Origin of the sequence: Gulosibacter sediminis (assembly GCF_030011715.1) — a bacterium.
In the GTDB taxonomy this organism is placed as follows: Bacteria; Actinomycetota; Actinomycetes; order Actinomycetales; family Microbacteriaceae; genus Gulosibacter; species Gulosibacter sediminis.
This window is the reverse complement of the sequence record NZ_JASCYH010000001.1, coordinates 41,760-61,429: the sequence shown is the minus strand read 5'-3', so window position 1 is coordinate 61,429 and position 19,670 is coordinate 41,760. Positions and strand designations below refer to the sequence as shown.

General features: G+C 67.1%; 16 protein-coding genes. 6 read left to right on the top strand and 10 right to left on the bottom strand.

The genetic code is table 11. From position 1 onward, the window contains the following. Nucleotides 1–72 precede the first annotated feature (72 nt). Together QM019_RS00335 and QM019_RS00330 are read left to right on the top strand one after the other, a co-directional pair. Nucleotides 73–810: a PspA/IM30 family protein gene (locus QM019_RS00335; RefSeq protein WP_282851433.1), complete on the top strand. Its 738-nt coding sequence runs from the start codon at nt 73–75 to the stop codon at nt 808–810. Nucleotides 811–813: 3 nt separating this feature from the next. Beyond that, nucleotides 814–1,218, top strand: coding sequence for a Fe-S oxidoreductase (locus tag QM019_RS00330; RefSeq protein ID WP_125106088.1), 405 nt, complete (start codon nt 814–816; stop codon nt 1,216–1,218). Between the two features lie 29 nt (nt 1,219–1,247). On the opposite strand, the gene QM019_RS00325 is transcribed toward QM019_RS00330, so the two are convergent. Genes QM019_RS00325 through QM019_RS00315 form a run of 3 tightly spaced genes read right to left on the bottom strand, consistent with a single transcriptional unit; the run spans nt 1,248 to nt 4,074 of the window. Next, a complete protein-coding gene (locus QM019_RS00325; protein ID WP_282851432.1) occupies nt 1,248–2,690 on the bottom strand; it encodes an amidase in 1,443 nt (480 codons plus the stop codon). Nucleotides 2,691–2,692: 2 nt separating this feature from the next. Further along, nucleotides 2,693–3,397, bottom strand: coding sequence for a uracil-DNA glycosylase (locus tag QM019_RS00320; RefSeq protein ID WP_282851431.1), 705 nt, complete (start codon nt 3,395–3,397; stop codon nt 2,693–2,695). Then, nucleotides 3,394–4,074 (bottom strand): type 1 glutamine amidotransferase family protein, encoded by a 681-nt coding sequence (locus QM019_RS00315; RefSeq protein WP_125106091.1) that lies wholly within the window; start codon nt 4,072–4,074, stop codon nt 3,394–3,396. Before QM019_RS00315 ends, QM019_RS00320 begins: the two co-directional genes overlap by 4 nt. A gap of 132 nt (nt 4,075–4,206) precedes the next feature. Here QM019_RS00315 and QM019_RS00310 point away from each other — a divergent pair, with 132 nt between their 5' ends. Both QM019_RS00310 and metX read left to right on the top strand, forming a co-directional pair. Then, complete coding sequence (locus QM019_RS00310; RefSeq protein WP_282851430.1) at nt 4,207–5,499, top strand: bifunctional o-acetylhomoserine/o-acetylserine sulfhydrylase; 1,293 nt, start codon at nt 4,207–4,209, stop codon at nt 5,497–5,499. Nucleotides 5,500–5,525: 26 nt separating this feature from the next. Next, nucleotides 5,526–6,767: a homoserine O-acetyltransferase MetX gene (gene metX / locus QM019_RS00305; protein ID WP_282851429.1), complete on the top strand. Its 1,242-nt coding sequence runs from the start codon at nt 5,526–5,528 to the stop codon at nt 6,765–6,767. On the opposite strand, the gene QM019_RS00300 is transcribed toward metX, so the two are convergent. Genes QM019_RS00300 through guaB1 form a run of 5 tightly spaced genes read right to left on the bottom strand, consistent with a single transcriptional unit; the run spans nt 6,764 to nt 12,885 of the window. Next, complete coding sequence (locus QM019_RS00300; RefSeq protein ID WP_125106094.1) at nt 6,764–8,101, bottom strand: glycosyltransferase 87 family protein; 1,338 nt, start codon at nt 8,099–8,101, stop codon at nt 6,764–6,766. The genes metX and QM019_RS00300 overlap by 4 nt on opposite strands. Beyond that, nucleotides 8,098–9,015 (bottom strand): ADP-dependent NAD(P)H-hydrate dehydratase, encoded by a 918-nt coding sequence (locus QM019_RS00295; RefSeq protein WP_125106095.1) that lies wholly within the window; start codon nt 9,013–9,015, stop codon nt 8,098–8,100. The genes QM019_RS00300 and QM019_RS00295 overlap by 4 nt, the downstream gene beginning before the upstream one ends. A gap of 25 nt (nt 9,016–9,040) precedes the next feature. Beyond that, a complete protein-coding gene (locus QM019_RS00290) occupies nt 9,041–10,075 on the bottom strand; it encodes a hemolysin family protein (protein WP_125106096.1) in 1,035 nt (344 codons plus the stop codon). After that, the gene (locus QM019_RS00285; RefSeq protein WP_282851428.1) at nt 10,072–11,427 is read right to left on the bottom strand and encodes a hemolysin family protein; all 1,356 of its coding nucleotides are present in this window, start codon (nt 11,425–11,427) and stop codon (nt 10,072–10,074) included. Before QM019_RS00285 ends, QM019_RS00290 begins: the two co-directional genes overlap by 4 nt. A gap of 27 nt (nt 11,428–11,454) precedes the next feature. Beyond that, nucleotides 11,455–12,885, bottom strand: a complete 1,431-nt coding sequence (gene guaB1, locus QM019_RS00280) for a GMP reductase (RefSeq protein WP_282851427.1) — start codon at nt 12,883–12,885, stop codon at nt 11,455–11,457. 146 nt (nt 12,886–13,031) lie between these two features. On the opposite strand from guaB1, the gene QM019_RS00275 reads away from it, so the two are divergent. Then, nucleotides 13,032–16,715 carry a multifunctional oxoglutarate decarboxylase/oxoglutarate dehydrogenase thiamine pyrophosphate-binding subunit/dihydrolipoyllysine-residue succinyltransferase subunit gene (locus QM019_RS00275; RefSeq protein WP_282851426.1) on the top strand — a complete coding sequence of 1,228 codons (3,684 nt, stop codon included), beginning with the start codon at nt 13,032–13,034 and terminating at the stop codon, nt 16,713–16,715. Nucleotides 16,716–17,259: 544 nt separating this feature from the next. Here the strand turns inward: QM019_RS00275 and rsrA are convergent. Both rsrA and QM019_RS00265 read right to left on the bottom strand, forming a co-directional pair. Continuing rightward, on the bottom strand, nt 17,260–17,502 hold the full coding sequence (rsrA, locus tag QM019_RS00270) for a mycothiol system anti-sigma-R factor (RefSeq protein ID WP_125106100.1): 243 nt from the start codon (nt 17,500–17,502) through the stop codon (nt 17,260–17,262). Beyond that, nucleotides 17,499–18,122, bottom strand: a complete 624-nt coding sequence (locus QM019_RS00265; protein WP_428831908.1) for a sigma-70 family RNA polymerase sigma factor — start codon at nt 18,120–18,122, stop codon at nt 17,499–17,501. Before QM019_RS00265 ends, rsrA begins: the two co-directional genes overlap by 4 nt. A 118-nt stretch (nt 18,123–18,240) precedes the next feature. On the opposite strand from QM019_RS00265, the gene aroA reads away from it, so the two are divergent. Continuing rightward, complete coding sequence (gene aroA, locus QM019_RS00260; protein ID WP_282851425.1) at nt 18,241–19,668, top strand: 3-phosphoshikimate 1-carboxyvinyltransferase; 1,428 nt, start codon at nt 18,241–18,243, stop codon at nt 19,666–19,668. Nucleotides 19,669–19,670: the final 2 nt, after the last annotated feature.

Genomic DNA, 19,670 nt, shown 5'->3' with positions numbered 1-19,670 from the left:
CCAACTGGTCAGACACGCAACATAAATTCAATTCACGATCATCCACCGATCCGATCACCAAGGAGCATTCCCATGGCCCAGAAGCAGTCAATTTTCGGCCGCATCTCACAGCTTGTTCGTGCCAACATCAACAGCCTGATCGACCAGGCGGAAGACCCGCAGATCATGATCGATCAGCTGATCCGTGATTACTCCGCGAACATCGCCGACGCCGAGGCCGCGATTTCGCAGACGATCGGCAACCTGCGCATGCTCGAGGACGACGCGCGCCAGGACGAGCAGGATGCGCGCGACTGGGGCCAGAAGGCGCTCGCCGCGTCGAACAAGGCCGACGAGTTCCGCAACAGCGGCGACACCGCGTCGGCCGACAAGTTCGACAATCTCGCGAAGGTCGCGATTCAGCGCCAGGTCGAGGAAGAGGGCAACGTCAACACGGCGCGCCCGCAGATCGAGCAGCAGACCCAGGTCGTCGACCAGCTGAAGAACGGCCTCGAGGGCATGCGCGGCAAGCTCAACGAGCTGATTCGCAAGCGCGACGAGCTCTCGGCACGCGCCAAGACGGCCGAGGCACAGGGCAAGGTCAACGATGCCCTCTCGAAGGTCAACGTGCTCGACCCCACCACCGACCTCGGCCGCTTCGAGGAAAAGGTACGTCGAGAAGAAGCTCGTGTCCGTGGCCAGCAAGAGTTGCAGGCGTCGAGCCTCGACAAGCAGTTCGAAGAGCTCGAGAACGTCGGCCAGATGACCGAGGTCGAGGCTCGCCTCGCCGCGCTCAAGTCGGGCAACTCGCAGTCGAGCATCACCCAGTAGCCCTTGCGACTTCGACAACTCATCGGCGAAGTTGCCCTCGATTCGCCACTGTCGCGACTCGGCTGCCGCTTCGCCACGGCGGTGGCGCTCCTCTACGGGGCGCCACTGTCGGTTGGTCGCATTGAGCGCCACGACGGCATGATCGTGCTGCATGGGCTGCCCAAATGGGCGTTCAAGCGGGGCGGCGTCTGCATCGGCCGGGTCTATCTCACCGACACGAACGTGAGCTCGCGCGTGCTGCGGCACGAGCTCAGGCACGTGCGCCAGTGGGAGCGATACGGCATGCTGTTCCCGGTCCTCTACTTCCTGGCCGGCTCAAACCCGCTCAAGAACCGCTTCGAAATTGAGGCCGGGCTTGCCGACGGCAATTACGTGCGCACGGGCGGAGGCCGCCGAAAGGCGAGCTGAGCGGCGGCGCTGCGGCGTGCGCGCCGGGGCTAGTCCGCGATGGTCCACCCCGGCGCCCTGCGCTCGTACCAAGCGAATTCGCGCTCGAGGTCGCGCGCGAGGCGCAGCAGCGTCAGTTCGTCGCCCGGGCGGCCAATCGCATGTATGCCCATCGGCAGCGCCCCCTGGAACACCGGCAGCGACATCGCGGGCAGTCCGACGACGTTCACGTAGCTCGTAAACGGCGTGTACTGACACTGCTGCATGAAGTTACGCTCGCCGTCGTGCGGGTCGAACCAGCCGAGCAGCCGAGGCAGCATCGCCATCGCCGGCGTGAGCACGACGTCAAACGGTTCGTAGGCGGCGACCATGCGCCGCTCGAACGCCGACAGCGCCGACAGCGCTCGCGAGAGCTCCTGGATGGGCAGCTCGCGGCCGCTGCGCACGAGCCACGCCGTCAACGCCTCTACGCCGTCGAGCTGGGCATCGTCGAGCGGCAGACCCGCCGCTCCCCCGCGCCACACGGCGCGGAACGCGTCGAAGTACTCCGGCGCCGCGGGCGGGGTGAACTCCGCCACCTCGTGGCCCAGCGCGCGGACCGCTTCGAGCCCGGTCTCGAACGCCTCGATCGCCTCCGCGGCCAGCTCGATCTCGTAGCTCGGTTCCCACGGAGTCCACGTGTTCCAGGCCACGCGAAGGCGCGGGCTGCGGTCGACGTTGCGCAGAGCCTCGACATAGCTCCGCGCTGGTTCGCTCGCGGCCGCGGTCGTAAACCGGTTCGCCGGTCGACCATCGGCGTCCCGCGCGATCATCGCGTCGAGCAGCAGCGCAGCATCCTCGACCGTGCGGGCGAGCGGGCCGGCGACGCCGAGGCCGGCCAGCGCATCCAGACCGCTGCCGTCGGGCACGCGGCCGCGCGACGGCTTGAGGCCCACGAGGCCGGTCGCCGCGGCAGGAATACGGATCGAGCCTCCGCCGTCGCTGCCAGGCGCGAGCGGAAGCAGACCCGCGCTCACGGCGACCGCGGCGCCGCCGCTCGAGCCACCGGGGCCTCGACCGAGGTCCCAGGGGTTGCGAGCGACGCCGCCCGGCAACTCGTTCTCGCAGTAGCAAGGGAAGCCGAACTCCGGCGTGTTCGTCTTGCCGAGCGACACGGCGCCGTGTGCGTCGAGCGTCTCAACGAGCGGGTCGGAGACCTCCGGCACGAAGTCGGCCATTGACCGCGAGCCGTAGCTCGTCGGCACGCCGGCGCGGTTCGTGAGGTCTTTGTCGCCAAGCGGGAGGCCGTGCAGCACGCCCGGGCGGCCAGCCTCATCGAGCTCGGCCGCGCGTTGCCGTGCGTGTTCCGCATCGACGGTTGTGAAGGCCCGCAGCGTGGGGTTCGCTCGCTCGATGCGGCCGAGATAGTGCTCGGCGAGCTCGGTGCTCGTGAGTTCGCCCACCGCGAGCAGGCGCACCTGCTCGCTGGCCGTGAGTTCGTGGAGCTCAGTCATGGCTATTCCTCCGGTACCTCGACCCGCCAGTTGATGGGCTCGGCGCCCTGTTCTCCGAGTAGCGCGTTGACGCGCGAGAACGGCCGCGAGCCGAAGAACCCGCGCGATGCCGAAAGCGGCGAGGGATGCGCGGATTCGACCGTCGGTGTCGCGCCGAGAAACTCCTTCGCCTTGCGCGCATCCGCACCCCACAGCAGCGCGACGAGCGGCGTGCCGCGGGAGGCGAGCGCACGCAGGGCGGTCTCGGTCACGGCTTCCCAGCCCTGCCGCCGATGCGACGTCGGCGCCCCCGGCCGCACGGTGAGCACACGGTTGAGCAGCAGCACCCCCTGATCGCTCCAGCGGCTGAGGTCGCCGTGGGCGGCCGGCGCAATGCCGAGGTCGTCGTCGAGCTCCCGATAGATATTGCTGAGGGAACGAGGCAGCGGGCGCACGTCGCGGTTCACGGCAAACGACAGGCCGATCGGATGCCCTGGCGTCGGGTAGGGATCCTGGCCCACCAGCACGACACGCACGTCGGCAAGCGGCTGCGCGAACGCGCGCAGGATGTTCTCGGCCGCCGGCAGGTACTCGCGGCCGGCTGCGAGCTCGCTGCGGAGGAACTCCCCCGCACGTCGCAGCTCGGCCTGCGCCGGTTCGAGCGCAACCGCCCAGTCGTCGGCGATCACGCCCGCGGCGGCGAGCTCCCCCAGCGACTTCGCCGTCACGCCGAGACCCGACTCGTGCGTACGAGTACCCCGTCCTCGGTCCGCAGGAGCTCCCACATGCTGCCCGGGCCGAGCAACTCGAGTGCGCCATCCCGGATCGAAAGGGTGGTCGCGTCGTCGAGCCCGATGATGCGATCAGTGAGACCGGCCTCGATCGTCGCGACGCCGAGGCCGATGCGACCCGATGCCGCCGCGTGCGGCAGTACCGTGAGGTCAATGAGGCCGAGCCCGGCGGTGAGCTCAACCTCGCGCTCGGTCTCGCTCGTCGTCGGCGCGACCGGCACCGAGCCGACCTCGCTACCGCCCAGCAGCGCTTGTTCCGCCGCGATGGCTGCGCCAGAGCCGATACCGGCGTAGCTGGCGCCGCGATGCACCAGCCCGCGCAGATCGCTGATCGTCTCGCCAAACGCCATGAGCTGCTGCGCCGCGTCCCCGTCGCCGACAAGGACACCCGCGAGCATCAGCAAGTCGCCGGTCTGCGGAGTCTCGGGCAGGTGCACTGCGTCGACACCGAGCGGCGGCGCTACGGCGTCGACGACCTCGCGTGTCACGGGGTCGCCGCCGGCGAGAACGCCGAGCCGCGCCTGCGAGGCGCCCGCTTTACTCGCAAGCTCTCGACAGAGCCGATCAACAACCCGGCGCACCGCCTTGCGGTCGCCACCTCCAGACAACAGCACAGTCACCTTTCCATCGTCCCACACCCGGTGTCTCCGTATTACAAGTGGATTTCACATGGCCTCGCCACCTCGGTGATGATTGGGGTGCGCCGGCACCCCTCCGTGTCACCGCTGCCACCTCTAGGAGATTTCATGTCACAGCGCTTCGAAACCCGCCAGATTCACGCGGGCACGCGGATTGACCCCTCGTCCAACTCGGTCATCACGCCGATCGTCCAGACGACCGCGTACGCCTTCGACGACGCCGATCACGCCGCGAACTTGTTCGCGCTCACCGAGACCGGCAACATCTACACGCGAATCACCAACCCGACGACCGCCGTGCTCGTAGAGCGCGTCGCCGCGCTCGAGGGCGGCACCGCCGCGCTCGCGGTCTCGAGCGGTCAGGCCGCCGAAACGCTCGCGATCCTCAACATCGCGGGCGCAGGCGACCACGTCGTCTCATCGACCTCGATCTACGGCGGCACCTACAACCTCTTCAAGTACACGCTCGCGAAGGCGGGCATCGAGGTGACGTTCATCCTCGATGAGAACGACCCCGAGCAGTGGCGCAACTCGGTTCGCCCGAACACGAAGGCCTTCTACGCCGAAACAATCGGCAACCCCGCCATCAACGTGCTGGACATTCGCACCGTCGCCGACGTCGCCCACGAGGCAGGCGTGCCGCTCATCGTCGACAACACCGTCGCGACGCCGTACCTCATTCGCCCCTTTGAGCACGGCGCCGACATCGTCGTGCACTCGGCAACGAAGTACCTCGGCGGTCACGGCGCCGTGGTGGCTGGCCTCATCGTCGACGGCGGCTCGTTCCCCTGGTCGCAGCACGCCGAGCGCTTCCCCGGCCTCAACGAGCCTGACCCCAGCTACAACGGACTCAAGTACGCCGAGGCCGTGGGAGACGGTATCGCCTACATCATCAAGGCGCGCGTGCAGCTACTGCGGGACGTCGGTGCGGCGCTCGCGCCCGCCTCAGCGTGGCAGGTGCTCCAGGGCATCGAGACCCTGAGCCTGCGCCTCGAGCGACACGTCCAAAATGCCCAAGCCGTTGCCGAGTGGCTCGATGGCCACCCGGACGTCGTCAGCGTCAATTACGCGGGTCTGCCCGGCAACCAGTGGCACGAGCTGGCACGCAAGTACGCGCCAAACGGCGCGAGCGGCTTGCTCGCCTTCGAGCTTCGCGGCGGCGTCGACGCCGGCCGTCGCCTCGTCGAGTCGGTCAAGCTGTTCCGCCACGTCGTGAACATCGGCGACGTGCGTTCGATCGCGACGCACCCCGCGTCGACGACGCACGCGCAACTGACCCCCGAGCAGCAGCTCGAGGCGGGCGTCACGCCCGGTCTCGTGCGGCTCTCCGTCGGTCTCGAGCACATCGACGACATCATCGCCGACCTCGAGCAGGCGATCGCGGCCGCGGTCGCCGCCTAGGCACGGGAAGGCAATAGACTCCAGGGATGCAGTGGTCTGACGATGATTTCCGGGTCGGCGTTCGTTCGCAACGCGTCGACCTCGAGACCCGTCAGCCGGCGCGGATCCGTCCTCCTGCCACCGGCGCGTGGCTGGAGGGCGATCACCCGGGCAACCGGCAGTTTGCCGCGCTCGACGACTTCACCGTCGAACAGGGTGGCACCGTGCCGTTGCGCATTGCCTACGAGTCCTGGGGCACGCTGAACGAGGATCGTTCGAACGCGGTACTCATCTTTCATGCGCTCACCGGCGACACGCACGTCGCTGGCACCGCGGGCCCCGGCCACGCGAGCGCGGGTTGGTGGCCCGGCATGGTCGGTCCCGGCATGCCGTTCGATACCGACGAACTCTTCGTCATCGCGCCGAACATGCTCGGCGGTTGTCAGGGCACGACCGGTCCCGCTTCCATCTCGCCCGACGGCAGCGAGTGGGGTGCGCGGTTCCCGCGCACGAGCATCCGCGACCAGGTGCGGGCGCAATCGGCCCTGGCAAACGCCCTCGGCATCCGCAAGTTCCACAGCGTCGTCGGTGGTTCCATGGGCGGCATGCAGGCCCTCGAGTGGGCGATCATGTACCCGGATCGCCTCGAGAACCTCGTCGTGCTCTGCGCGCCCGCGGCGATCGACGCGATGAACATCGCGCAGAATACCCTGCAGGGCGACGCGATCCGGCTCGACCCGGCCTGGCGCGACGGCAACTACTACGACGCCGGCGCGGGTGAGGGCCCATATCGCGGCCTCGCCCTGGCTCGACGCATGGCCATGCTCAATTACCGCAGCGACAGTGAACTCGAGGACCGCTTCGGTCGTGCCTGGCAGTCCTCGGTCTCACCCGCGGGCGGCCACGGTCGCTACTCGGTTGAGTCGTACCTCGACTTCCACGGCAACCGATTCACGCGTCGCTTCGACGCGAACACGTACATCGTGCTCGCCAACGCGATGAGTACGCACGACGTCGGTCGCGGCCGAGGCGGGGTGGATGCGGCGCTCGAGCAGGTGCGCGCCCGCACCCTCGTCATCGGCGTCGACTCGGACACGCTCTTTCGCATCGATACCCAGCACCGCATCGCCGCCGGAATCCCGACCTCGGTTACCGGCGATGTCGCGTTCACGGTGCACTCACCGTTCGGCCACGACGGCTTTCTCCTCGAGATTCGCGAGGTCGGCGGCGCCGTGCGCGCGTTCCTCGCGGACGAGCCGTTGCCGCCGCACGCGGCGGCAACGGCCTAGTTAGCGAGGGTGCCCTCTTCGGAGCTCGCGTCCTCGTCGTCCGTGGTCGCGGCCGGTTCGGCGTCCGCGGCAACCACGGCCCTCGCCGCCTTGAGCGGTCGCATGTACAAGACCGCGGACACGAGTAGCACGACGAGCAGGGCGTTGCGCACGAACAGCGCGAACGCACCGATCGGTGCAGCACCAACGACGGTCCAGTAGAACCACGGGTAGATGTACTGGGTGAGCCCCGCGATGACGAGCGAGATCCACGCGAGCGGCGCGAATCTGCGGCCATCCCAGACCAGCCCGAGCACGATGATCGGCGCGAGCCAGGTCATGAACTGCGGCGATCCGACCTTGTTGAACACGATGAACGAGGTGACGAGCGCGAGCAGCAGCGCTGGGAACACGCGGGCAATGCCGGCGCCCTTGCGGTGCCACCAGAACCCAAGGGCGAGCAGGAGCAGCACCATCACGAACATGAGGGGCGTGAGCACGTCACCGACGAGATCGACGCCCGGGCCCGAGATCTGCTGCGTCAGAATGTCGTAGTCGAATCGCACCTCGTAGTCGCTGTTGCCAAGCGACTTGAGCACGAGGAAGACGCTCGCGGCCGCGGACTCGAGCTGCAGGCCACGGCCGGTCTGCCCGGTGACGAAGCTGAAGGCGTTGCGCAGCCCGTCGGTACCGTTGAACACCATGACCGGCAGCAGCACCACTGCGCACGCGATGAGCGCGCCCTGCACGAGCTTCCAGCGGCGCTCGATGATGGCGAATGCGCCGGCGAACGCGGCGGCCGGCCAGACCTTGAACCAGGCCCCGATAGTGAGCCAGAAGCCCGAGGTGCGCACGCGCGAGCGGATCTCAAGCAGCGCGATGAGCACGATCGGCACCGTCAGGGTGTCGATGCGCCCGAGCGCGATGGGCCCGAGCAGCACAAGGAAGGCGAGCCACCACCACGCCGCCGCGCGCCGGAGTCCGGCCGAGGCGTTGCTGTTCTGACGCATCGTGAGCCACCACAACGCGATGCAGTCGAGCACGATGACGATGATCATCCACGCGAGGCCATACGCCTCGCCTGGACCGATCAGGTTCGTCAGGAGCATCGGACCGAGCGCGCCGACCGGGTAAACGAACGCCTCCTGGACACCGGGGAATGAACCGGTGGCAAAACCCGACTCAACCCAGCCGCGGTACACGCCAGTGACATCGTTAAACGGCACCGAAGGGTGCCAAGACGCGACCCAGCCGTAGAAGGCGTGCACGCCGATGAAGAGGAGCCAGAGGGTCCAAAGTTCGTTCTCGAGCGTCCACCGGCGGGGTCGGCCCGGGGCAAAGATTCTCGTCGTCATTTCGCGAGCACGGCCGCGATCACGCCGGGCAACGCCGTTGCGACATCGGACGCGAGGATCGGCCCCCCGTGCGGTCCGTGGTCGAGCATGCTCAGGGGCGCGTGCACCGTCGTCGGTGCCACCTCGATGCCCGCGTTGCGCTGCGACGCGAGCCAGCCAGCGCGGGCGTGCAACCAGGCTCCCGCTGCGACGGTGGTCGCGAGGCACAGCGGGGCGCCGCGGCCGGCCTGCCCGGCAACAATCGTGCCGATGATGCCGGCGAGCACGTCGCCGGTGCCCGCTGTCGCGAGCCATGAGTTCGGTGCACGCAGCTTGCGGCGGTCCGCCCCCTCGACGACATAGGTGACGCGGCCCTTGAGCAGCACGGTGCAGCCGAGCAGTTCCGATGCCTCGATGGCCGCTTCTCCCTCGGAGCGCGCCACGTCTTCGGCCGACCAGTCGGCCAGACCGAGCCGGCGCATCAGTCCGGCGAGCTCGCGAGCGTGCGGGGTCACGACGACGCCCTTCATGCCGGGTTCGACGAGCGAGAGTGCCCCAGCGTCAACGATCGCCGGGACACCGCGCTCGAGCGCCTCGGCGAGCAGCCCGCCGCGGTCGTCCTCGCGGGCATCCGGGATCCCGGAGCCGATCACGAGGCACTGGTACTGGCCGTGACCGTGCACCACCTCGGGCCGCACGGCGAGCACCGCCGCGGCGACGCGCTCGGGGCCGGCGTAACGAACCATGCCCGCGCCGGCGCGGCAAGACGCCTGCGCGCTCAGCACGGCCGCGCCCGGATACGTCAGCGAGCCCGTCGCCAACTGCACGACGCCGCGACGATACTTATCGTCCTCTTCGCCGGGCAGTTCGAGGGTCGATCGCACATCGGCGGCCAGCACCGCCTGAAACCGCTGCTCATCATCTGACGCAATCATCCCAGCCAATCTACCGGCAATGACGCTAGCGCCGTGCCGTCGCGTCGTGGACCTCGCCGACGAGCACCTCGATGACGTCCTCGAGGAAGAGCACGCCGATGGTGTCGCCGGTCTTGCTCACGACCCGCGCGAGGTGGCGGCTGGTGCGGCGCAGCGAGGCCAGCGCATCCTCGAGCTCGGTGCCCTCGTAGAGCGAAGTCAGTGAACGAATGCTCGTGGACGGCAGCGGCGAGTCGAACGCGTCATCGGGCACATCGAGCACGTCCTTGATGTGGACGTAGCCGACCGGACCGCTCGCGTCAGCGATGACGTATCGCGAGAAGCCGTACTCGGCGACAGCCCGCTGGAGGTCGTGCGGGGTGCAGTCGGTGGCGAGCGCTCGAATGGCCCCGACGGGCACGGCTACCTCGCCGACGCGCTTCGAGGTGAACTCGAAAGTGTTCGCGAGGGTGCCGGCGTCGTCCGCGAGAATGCCCTCGCGGGTGGACTGCTCGACGATGCCAGCGACCTCGTCGAACGTGAATGCGCTGGTCGCCTCGTTCTTCGGTTTCACGCCCACCGCACGGAGCGAGAGGTTCGCGAGCTCGTTGAGCAGCCAGATGACCGGCCGGAACACCTTCGAAAGAAACACGAGCGGAGGCGCCAGCAACAGCACCGCGCGATCCGGCACCGAGAATGCGAGGTTCTTCGGCACCATCTCGCCAAACACGACGTGCAGGTAGGTCACGAGCAGGAGCACGATGACGAACGCGACGATGGTGACCCACTCGGTGCTGAGCCCCAGCCACGCGAGCGGCCCCTCAAGCAGGTGGTGCAGCGCGGGCTCGGAGACGTTGAGAATCAGCAGCGAGCAGATCGTGATGCCAAGCTGCGTGGTCGCGAGCATGAGCGTCGCGTGCTCCATCGCGAACAGCGCGGTGCGCGCCGACTTCGAGCCGCGATCGGCCCGAGGTTCGATTTGCGAGCGTCGCGCCGAGATGACGGCGAACTCCGCTGCCACGAAAAATGCGTTGAACAGCAGCAGCACGACAAGCCAGACGATGCCCATAAGATCGCTCATCGGTGGCTCCCCTGCCCCTCGTCACCGCGTTCGCGTCGAAGGTGCTCCTCGCGGCTCACGTAACGCTCGCCGGGAACAAACGCGAGGCGGGCGGCGCGACGACCGTCCATCGCCTCGACCTCGAATCGTCCCTCTGGATGCTCCACAGCATCACCGACCACCGGCACGCGACCAAGTTCGCGCATGACATAGCCGCCCAGGGTTTCAAAGGGCCCGTCCTCGTCGAGGTGCACGTTGAGTCGCTCTCGCAGCTCGTCGGGGCGCAAGAGGCCGTCGATACTGATGCGGTCGCGGCGCCGGATGATCTCGACCGCCGCGTGGTCGTGCTCGTCGACGAGGTCGCCCACGATCTCCTCGACGAGGTCTTCGAGGGTCACGATGCCGGCCGTACCGCCGTACTCGTCGAGGACAATGACCATCTGGAAGCCCTCGCGGCGCACCTGGCCAAGCACCGCATCCACCGACAGCGTCTCGGGCACGAACACGGCATCGTTCTTAATCGCGCCGACCGGCACGCTGGGACGTCGCTCGCGCGGCACGGCGACCGCGTGCTTGAGGTGCGCGATGCCGGTGATGTCATCGACATCGTCTTCGACCACCGGGAACCTCGAAAAACCAGTGGTGTGCGCGAGCTGGATGAGCTGAGCGACGGAGGCGTCGGCCTGAATCGACTGCACGCGCGAGCGGGGCGTCATGACGTCCTCGGCCGAAAGCTCGCTGAAGCGCAACGTGCGGTTGAGGAGCACCGCCTTGTCGGCCTCGAGTACCCCGACGAGCGCGCTGCGGCGCACGAGACTCGAGAGTTCCTCGGCCGACCGCGCGCCCGAGAGCTCCTCTTGGGGTTCGACGCCCATCGAGCGGATTACGCCGTTTGCGGAGCCGTTGAGCACGCGGACGGCCGGGCGAAACACCGCCGTGAAAACGTTCTGAATGGGCACCACGATCTTCGCCAGCTGCAGCGGCAACGAGAGCGCAAAGTTCTTGGGGATGAGCTCACCGATGACCATGGAGAGCACCGTCGCGATGATCATCGCCACGATCGTGCCGACGGCCGACACCCAATCCGCGGGCAGCCCGAGGGCAACAAAGAAGTCTCCGAGCAGGTTCGTGATGGCCGGCTCCATCGTGTAGCCGGTGAGCAGCGTCGTCAGCGTGATGCCCAACTGCGCGCTCGAGAGGTGCGTCGAGGTGTGCTTCAGCGCCGAGATGATCGGACCGAGCCGCTTTTCACCGCGCTGCTGGCGCAGCTCGAGGTCGTTGCGGTCGAGATTCACGAGAGTGAACTCGGTCGCGACAAACACCCCGGTGCCGAAGCAGAGAAGGATGCCGACGGCGAGGAGTAACCAGTCCATAGTTGCGCGGAACTCTACCAGCGACGCCTACCACGAGACCGGCAGCGGCTTGCCCTCCTCGTAGCCGGCGGCCGACTGCAGACCGACCTTGGCGCGCTCGTGGAACTCTCGAATCGAGCGCGCGCCCGCGTAGGTGAAGCTTGAGCGCAGGCCGGTCGTGATCATGTCGACAAGGTCGTCGACGCTCGGTCGCTCCGGGTCGATGAGAATGGTCGAGTTTGAGATGCCCTCCGCGAAGAGCAACTTGCGCGCGCGCTCGTACGGGTCGAGCTTGCTAAACCTGCCCGCGACGGCGCGTGACGACGCCATACCAAACGACTCCTTGTAGCGGCGTCCCTGGGCATCCGTGAGCACCGTGCCGGGCGCCTCGACGGTGCCTGCAAACCACGAACCGACCATGACCGCGCCCGCGCCGGCCGCGAGGGCCAGCGCGACATCGCGCGGGTAGCGCACGCCGCCGTCGGCCCACACCGTCGCGCCATACTTCGCCGCTTCCTCCGCGCTCTCGAGCACCGCCGAGAACTGGGGTCGCCCCACGGCCGTCATCATGCGCGTCGTGCACATCGCGCCGGGGCCGACGCCGACCTTGATGATGTTGGCGCCGGCGTTGACCAGGTCACGCGTGCCTGCGGCCGAGACGACATTGCCCGCGACGATCGGCACGCCGAGTTCGGCGCCGCGCACTCCCTCGATCGCGCGGAGCATCGATTCCTGGTGTCCATGCGCCGTGTCGAGCACGAGCACATCGGCGCCAGCCTCGACGAGACGGCGCGCGCGAGCGACGACGTCGCCATTGATGCCGACGGCGGCGGCGACGCGGAGGCGACCCAGCGCATCCACCGCGGCCGGATAGATGCTCGAGCGCAGCGCGTCGGCTTGCGAGAGCGAACCGATCAGTTCGCCGTCACGACGCACGGCCGCGAACTTGCCCGGCAGCGCTTCGAGCTCATTGAATGCAGATCGGGCATCCTGCGATACCGAAAGTTCCGGAGCGGCGAGGTGCGTGAGGTTGTCGAGGGTGGCATCGGCGGGGATGTGCTCGAGGTCGCTCGCCTGCAGCAGCATGCTGATCTCGGCGTCGCGTTCGACGGCGATCGCCTGGCCCGCGACGGCCGGCACGTGCGTGAGCACCTCCGCAACGGTGGTCTCACCGAAGAAGCGGAACGGGCTGGTAACCAAGGGGTCCTGCCCCTTCACCCAGGCGAGCTGCTCAAGCGCTGCCTCGTCGTCGAGGTCCTGCGGCAGCACTGCGAGGCCGCCGCGACGCGCGAGGGCCGCGGCCATACGCTCACCCGACACCGCGTTCATGTTGCTGGCAACCAGGGGGATGCGCATGCCGGTCTCGTCCGGCGTCGAGAGATCGACGTTGAGGCGCGAGCCAACGTCGGAACGCGACGGCACGAGGAAGACGTCGGAATAGGTGAGGTCATGCTGAGGCACTTGGCCGTAGAACTGCATATCAGCAAGCCTAATCTTTCCCACAACTGTGCCTGGGGACTGATGTAGGTGTCTGCAAGGAAAAGTCGTTAGGCTTGACGACCGGACGCTGCCTCTTCTTGGTGGCGTCAAGAACGTCAATTTGAGTAGAAGGCGGCGATTTTCGCGTGTCGACGACCACCGGTCCGGAATCCACCAGCTCAGTGCCTGACTTCGGAGCCAATGACTGGCTCGTAGAAGAGATGTACGCGAAATTCAAAGAGGATCGGAGCAGCGTCGATGAGGCCTGGTGGCCGACCCTCGAGCGCTACGCCGCTTCGCAGTCAGCCTCGGCACCCGTGAGCGCGTCAAAGCCGACCGCGCCCGCCCAGCCTGCTGCCGCGCCGACCGCGCAGCCCGCCGCCAGCAAGCAGAGCCGCACGACGGCCCGCCCGGCGACCGCCGCACCGATTCCCGCCGAGGCTCCCGCCAAGACCGAGAAGAAGGATGCCGCGCCCGCCGCCGAGCGCCAGGCCGAGACCACCGCGCTCAAGGGCATGGCAAAGGCCATCGCGAAGAACATGGACGACTCGCTGTCGATCCCGACCGCGACGAGCTACCGCGAGATCCCCGCGAAGCTCATGATCGACAACCGTATCGTCATCAACAACCACCTGCGCCGCACGCGCGGTGGCAAGATCTCGTTCACACACTTGCTCGGCTACGCGCTCGTGCGCGCGCTCGACAAGTTCCCGAGCCAGAACGTCTACTACGACATCGTTGACGGCAAACCTTCGGTCGTTCAGCCAGCCCACGTCAACCTCGGCATCGCGATCGATGTGCAGAACAAGGACGGCTCGCGCGGCCTCGTCGTGCCGAGCATCAAGGCCGCCGAAGAGATGAACTTCCGCGAGTTCCTCGAGGCCTATGAGGAGCTCATCAAGAAGGGCCGCACCGGCAAGCTCACCGCTGCCGACCACGCGGGCGCGACGATCTCGCTCACCAACCCGGGCGGCATCGGCACCGTGCAGTCGGCGCCGCGGCTCACCCGCGGCCAGGGCGCCATCATCGGTGCTGGTGCGCTCGACTACCCCGCGGCCTTCCAGGGCATGGCGCAGGAGACGATCGACAACCTCGCGATCTCGAAGCGCCTCACGGTGTCATCGACCTACGACCATCGCGTGATTCAGGGTGCCGGCTCGGGCGAGTTCCTCAAGATCGTCTCGGAGCTGCTCACGGGCAACGACAACTTCTACGAAGAGATCTTTGCGGCGCTGCGCATCCCCTACAAGCCAATCACCTGGTCGAAGGACGTCCACGTCGATGTTGCGTCGGCGGTAAACAAGACCGCCCGCGTGCAGCAGGTCATCAACATGTTCCGCGTGCGCGGCCACATGATGGCCGACATCGACCCGCTCACCTACGTGCAGCGCACGCACGCCGACCTCGAGATCGAGTCGCACGGCCTCACGTTCTGGGACTTGGAGCGCCACTTCGTCACGGCGGGCTTCGGCACGAAGCGCACCATGAAGCTGCGCGACATCCTCGGCATTCTGCGCGACACGTACTGCCGCACCATCGGCATCGAGTACATGCACATCCAGGACCCCGACCAGCGCACCTGGTTCCAGGAAGAGCTCGAGCACCCGTACGTCGCGCCCACGCACGACGAGCAACTGCGCATCCTCACGAAGCTCAACCAGGCGGAGGCTTTCGAGACCTTCCTCCAGACCAAGTACGTGGGACAGAAGCGCTTCTCGCTTGAGGGCTCTGAGTCGGTCATCGCGCTGATCGACCAGATCGGTCAGGATGCGGTTGACGACGGCATCGAGCAGATTGTCATGGGCATGGCCCACCGCGGCCGCCTCAACATGCTCACGAACATCGCGGGCAAGACCTACAACCAGATGTTCCGCGAGTTCGAGGGCGCCAAGGCCGGTCTCGTGACCGGCTCGGGCGACGTGAAGTACCACCTCGGCATCGAGGGCACGTACACCTCGCCCAAGGGCGGCGAGATTCCGATCTACCTCGCGGCGAACCCGTCGCACCTCGAGGCCGTCGACGGCGTGCTCGAGGGCATCGTGCGCGCCAAGCAAGACCGCAACGACGCACAGACCTACAGCGTCCTCCCTGTGCTCGTGCACGGCGACGCCGCGATGGCGGGCCAGGGCATCGTCTACGAGACCATGCAGATGTCGCAGCTGCGCGGCTACCGCACGGGCGGCACGATCCACGTGGTCATCAACAACCAGGTCGGGTTCACCACGTCGCCGCAGGACGCCCGATCGTCGATGTACTCGTCGGACGTGGCGAAGTCGATTCAGGCACCGGTGTTCCACGTGAACGGCGACGACCCCGAGGCTGTCGCCCACGTCGCGTCGCTCGCGTTCCGTTACCGCCAGCGCTTCAACCGCGACGTCGTCATCGACCTCATCTCGTATCGCCGACGCGGCCACAACGAGGGAGACGACCCGTCGATGACGCAGCCGCTCATGTACGACCTGATCGAGAACAAGCGCTCGGTCCGCAAGCTCTACGCGGCGAACCTCGTCGGTCGCGGTGACCTCTCCGAGGAGGAGTACGAGAAGGCACAGTCGGACTTCCACTCAGAGCTCGAGCGCGCCTTCGCCGAGACGCACGAGGCCCACACCGCCTCGATCTCGGCGCAGGAGCTGTCGACGGTCGGTGCGAACGAAGAGCAGAGCCCGTCGGAACCCGAATCGACCGCGGTCGCGAACGAGGTCGTGACGACCATCGGCGAGGCGTTCAGCACCCCGCCCGAGGGCTTCACGGTGCACCCAAAGTTGCAGCGTGTGCTCGACAAGCGCGCGAAGATGTCGCGAGAGGGCGACATCGACTGGGCCTACGGCGAGCTGCTCGCCCTCGGCTCCCTCGTCATGGAGGGCACCTCGGTGCGCCTGTCCGGTCAGGACTCGCGCCGCGGCACCTTCACCCAGCGCCATGCGCTACTCCACGACCGCAAGACTGACCAGAACTGGATTCCCCTCCAAAACCTGTCGGAGTCGCAGGCGAAGTTCACGGTCTACGACTCGCTGCTGTCGGAGTACGCCGCGCTCGGCTTCGAGTACGGCTATTCGGTGGAGCGCCCCGACGCGCTCGTGCTGTGGGAAGCCCAGTTCGGTGACTTCGTCAACGGTGCGCAGGTCGTGATCGACGAGTTCATTTCGTCGGGTGAGCAGAAGTGGGCCCAACGCTCGAGCGTCGTGCTGCTGCTCCCCCACGGCTACGAGGGTCAGGGCCCCGACCACTCCTCGGCCCGCATCGAGCGTTTCCTGCAGCTCGCGGCCCAGGACAACATGACGGTCTCGCAGCCGTCGACGCCGGCGAACTACTTCCACCTGCTGCGCCGCCAGGCCTACGCCCGACCGCGCAAACCGCTGGTGGTCTTCACACCGAAGTCGATGCTGCGTCTTCGCGGCGCGACCTCGCCGGTCGAGGGCTTCACGTCGGGCAAGTTCCAGACGGTCCTCGACGACACCCGCGTGGCTGACAAGGCCGCGGTGAAGCGCGTCGTGATCCACTCCGGCAAGCTCCACTACGACCTCCAGCAGCAACTCGAGAAGTCGGGCGACCAGTCGGTCGCCCTCGTGCGCCTCGAGCAGTACTTCCCGCTGCCCCTCGACGAGCTCAAGCAAACCCTCGCGCAGTACCCGAACGCCGAGCTCGTCTGGGCACAGGAAGAGCCCGAGAACCAGGGTGCCTGGAGCTTCCTGCTGTCGGGCCTCGCGCCGAAGCTCGACCGTCCGCTCGCCGCCGTGACGCGACCCGAGGCATCCGCCCCATCGGTCGGCACCATGAAGGCGCACCAGGAACAGCAGCAGGCGCTCATCAACAGAGCCCTCGGCCACTAACGCCAACACGCAAACGGCCGGCCCGGAGCAACAGCTGCGGGCCGGCCGTGTTGTTGACGAGGGGCGCTGTCAGTAGCCCTTGACGAACTTCTTGTTCGTGCTGGTTCGCAGCCACGCGGGCGATCGGCCTCGCCCCGAGAAATAGCGAATCTCGAGGTGGGTGCCCGCCGGCACGTGGCGCCTATGACCCCCCATTCGCCCAACACGGCATACCTTCGTTAGCTACGAACTGCCCCGTCGCCTGAACGAACGTACCGATATTGAACTGGCGTGCCCGCTCGCAGGCATCCGTCACCTTTGCGGTCATCAGATTACCGACAGTCCTGACGCGGCTGCTTCGCTCGTTTCGTCCCCTGGCGCGCTGCGTGATCGCTACAACGATGAGCAGCGCCTCGATGTCGAAGCGCGCCGAACATCGCGGTGCCGACCGCGCCGCAGAACAGCATGCCGGGGACGTTGAACCGGTCGCGGCGGAAACGAAAGCCGACCCCGTAGCGTGCTGCGGGGTCGGCTGTGTCTCGGCCTCGGGTGCCGAAGACGGCGTCTATGCAGGTGCGCCACCGCGCAGCGAGCTGAGGACCCGGGCGCGCAGTTCCTCGGGCGCGACTTCTTCATTGCACGAGCGACGAACAACCTGCGTGATCACCTGGTTGACGTGGGCCTCGCCCGAGCAGTCTTCGCACGTCGCAAGGTGCTCCTTGATGGCCTCACGATCCGTGGTGCATATTTCCTGACGCAGGTACTCCTCGAGTTCCAGACGTGCTTTATCGCAGCCACAGTCGGTCATGATTCCTGCTCCCTTCCAATTCCGTATTCCCCGGCGTAGTCGCGGAGTCGATCCCGGAGCAGCTTGCGCCCTCGGTGCAATCGACTCATGACCGTGCCAGTGGGGGTGTCCATGATTTCGGCGATTTCCTTATAGGAGAAGCCCTGCACATCAGCGAGCAGCACCGCGACCCGGAACTCCTCGGGAATCTCGGCCAGCGCATCCTTCACGGCATCGGATGGAAGGTTGTCGACCGCCTCCGCCTCAGCTGACCGTGAGGTGGTCGTCGACGTGTACGACTCGGCACCGCCAAGCTGCCAGTCCTCAAGCTCCTCGAGTGGGTTCTGGTAGGGCGTGCGCTGCTGCTTGCGATAGTTGTTGATGTAGAGATTCGTCTGGATGCGGTACAGCCACGCCCGGAGGTTGGTGCCCTGCTTGAACGACTTGAACGACTGAAACGCCTTCGTGAAGGTCTCCTGCACGAGGTCTTGGGCGTCGGCTGGGTTGCGCGTCATGCGCATCGCATGGCCGTAAAGCTGATCGAGCAGCGGAATCGCCTGTTCCTCAAAGAGCGTTGCGAGGCTCGTCGAGTCGTCGGCGTGGTCGCTGGCACGCCGCGGTGCATCATCACTGGAATTCATCGCAGACGAGTCTACGGTGAGAACCCTTGTTAACACGGCGCTCATCGTCCTCCATTCCCGGTCTGCCGATGCAATGCTTCATCCCTCGCGCGCGGTTGCGCGATAGTGTGTGTAACCGATGGAGATCTTCAGATATTCCGGCGATGAGTTCGATTTGTACGGTGACGGCGTGCACGAGGCGACTTCCGGCGAGCCCGGCTATTGGCGGGCCCCGATGGCCGAGGTGCCGCTCGATGCCGATATCGAGGTACCCGGTTCGAAGTCACTGACCAACCGCGAGCTCGTGCTCTCGGCGATCGCCCACGAGCCGACCACGCTGCACGCTCCGTTGCACGCGCGCGACACGATCCTCATGGCACAGGCCCTCGAGGAGCTCGGCACGGGCATCGAGCGGGTAGCCAGCTCACACAACGCTTCCGACGATCTCGTCATCACGCCGACGGAAGAGCTCTCCGGCGGTGTCTCGATCGACTGCGGTCTCGCGGGCACGGTCATGCGCTTCGTCCCGCCACTCGCCGGCCTCGCGCTGGGCCCAGTCACGTTCGACGGTGACGAGGGCGCGCGCCGACGCCCGATGGCCCCCACGCTCGCGGCGCTTCGCGGCCTCGGGGTCAAGGTGAGCGGCGACACCGGCGAGCGCCTCCCGTTCTCGGTGCAGGGCACCGGACGCATCCCCGGCGGCGTGCTCGACATCGATGCCAGCGCATCGAGCCAGTTCGTCTCTGGCCTGCTGCTCGTGGCGCCCCGCTTCGAGCAGGGGCTCACGCTGACGCACACCGGTCAATCGCTGCCGTCGTTGCCCCATATCAACATGACGCTCGATGTCCTGACGCGTCGCGGGATCAGCGCCGAGGCGATCGACTCGCGTACGTGGCGCGTCGAGCCGGGCGACATCGCCGGCGGCGAGATTACGGTCGAGCCCGACCTCTCGAACGCCGCGCCCTTCCTCATCGCGACCATCATTGCGGGCGGCACAGTGCGCATCCCCAACTGGCCCGCGTCAACCACGCAGGTCGGCGACCTCTTGCGCGAGCTGCTGCCGCGCTTCGGCGCCGAGATCACGCTCGAGCACGGTGTGCTCACATGCACCGTCGAGCGCGGCATCGTCGCCGGCACCCGCCCCGCCGGCGTCGACCTCGACCTGTCGGTCGGCGGTGAGCTCGCCCCGAACATCGCGGGCCTGCTCGCGCTTTGCGAAGGCGAGAGCAATATTCGCGGCGTGGGTCACCTCCGCGGGCACGAGACCGATCGCCTCGCTGCCCTGGCAACCGAGCTGAACCGCGTCGGCGCCGACGTCGAGGAGACCGAGGACGGCCTCATTATTCGGCCGGCCCCGCTGCACGGTGCGCTCTGGCAGTGCTACGCCGACCACCGCATGGCCACGACCGGTGCGCTGATCGGACTCGCGGTCGACGAGGTGCAGCTCGACGACGTCGAGTGCACCACGAAGACGTTGCCCGACTTTCCGGGCATGTGGCGCACCCTGCTCGGCGAGCAGGACGACGCTGAGTCTCCGATTTCGCTCGATTCGCTGCTGGAACTCTAATC

Coding starts and splice junctions, on each gene's coding strand:
- QM019_RS00335 (WP_282851433.1), top strand. CDS start 73: ATGGCCCAGAAGCAGTCAATTTTCGGCCGCATCTCACAGCTTGTTCGT.
- QM019_RS00325 (WP_282851432.1), bottom strand. CDS start 2,690: ATGACTGAGCTCCACGAACTCACGGCCAGCGAGCAGGTGCGCCTGCTC.
- QM019_RS00310 (WP_282851430.1), top strand. CDS start 4,207: ATGTCACAGCGCTTCGAAACCCGCCAGATTCACGCGGGCACGCGGATT.
- metX (WP_282851429.1), top strand. CDS start 5,526: ATGCAGTGGTCTGACGATGATTTCCGGGTCGGCGTTCGTTCGCAACGC.
- QM019_RS00300 (WP_125106094.1), bottom strand. CDS start 8,101: ATGACGACGAGAATCTTTGCCCCGGGCCGACCCCGCCGGTGGACGCTC.
- QM019_RS00295 (WP_125106095.1), bottom strand. CDS start 9,015: ATGATTGCGTCAGATGATGAGCAGCGGTTTCAGGCGGTGCTGGCCGCC.
- QM019_RS00290 (WP_125106096.1), bottom strand. CDS start 10,075: ATGAGCGATCTTATGGGCATCGTCTGGCTTGTCGTGCTGCTGCTGTTC.
- QM019_RS00285 (WP_282851428.1), bottom strand. CDS start 11,427: ATGGACTGGTTACTCCTCGCCGTCGGCATCCTTCTCTGCTTCGGCACC.
- guaB1 (WP_282851427.1), bottom strand. CDS start 12,885: ATGCAGTTCTACGGCCAAGTGCCTCAGCATGACCTCACCTATTCCGAC.
- rsrA (WP_125106100.1), bottom strand. CDS start 17,502: ATGACCGACTGTGGCTGCGATAAAGCACGTCTGGAACTCGAGGAGTAC.
- QM019_RS00265 (WP_428831908.1), bottom strand. CDS start 18,122: ATGAATTCCAGTGATGATGCACCGCGGCGTGCCAGCGACCACGCCGAC.
- aroA (WP_282851425.1), top strand. CDS start 18,241: ATGGAGATCTTCAGATATTCCGGCGATGAGTTCGATTTGTACGGTGAC.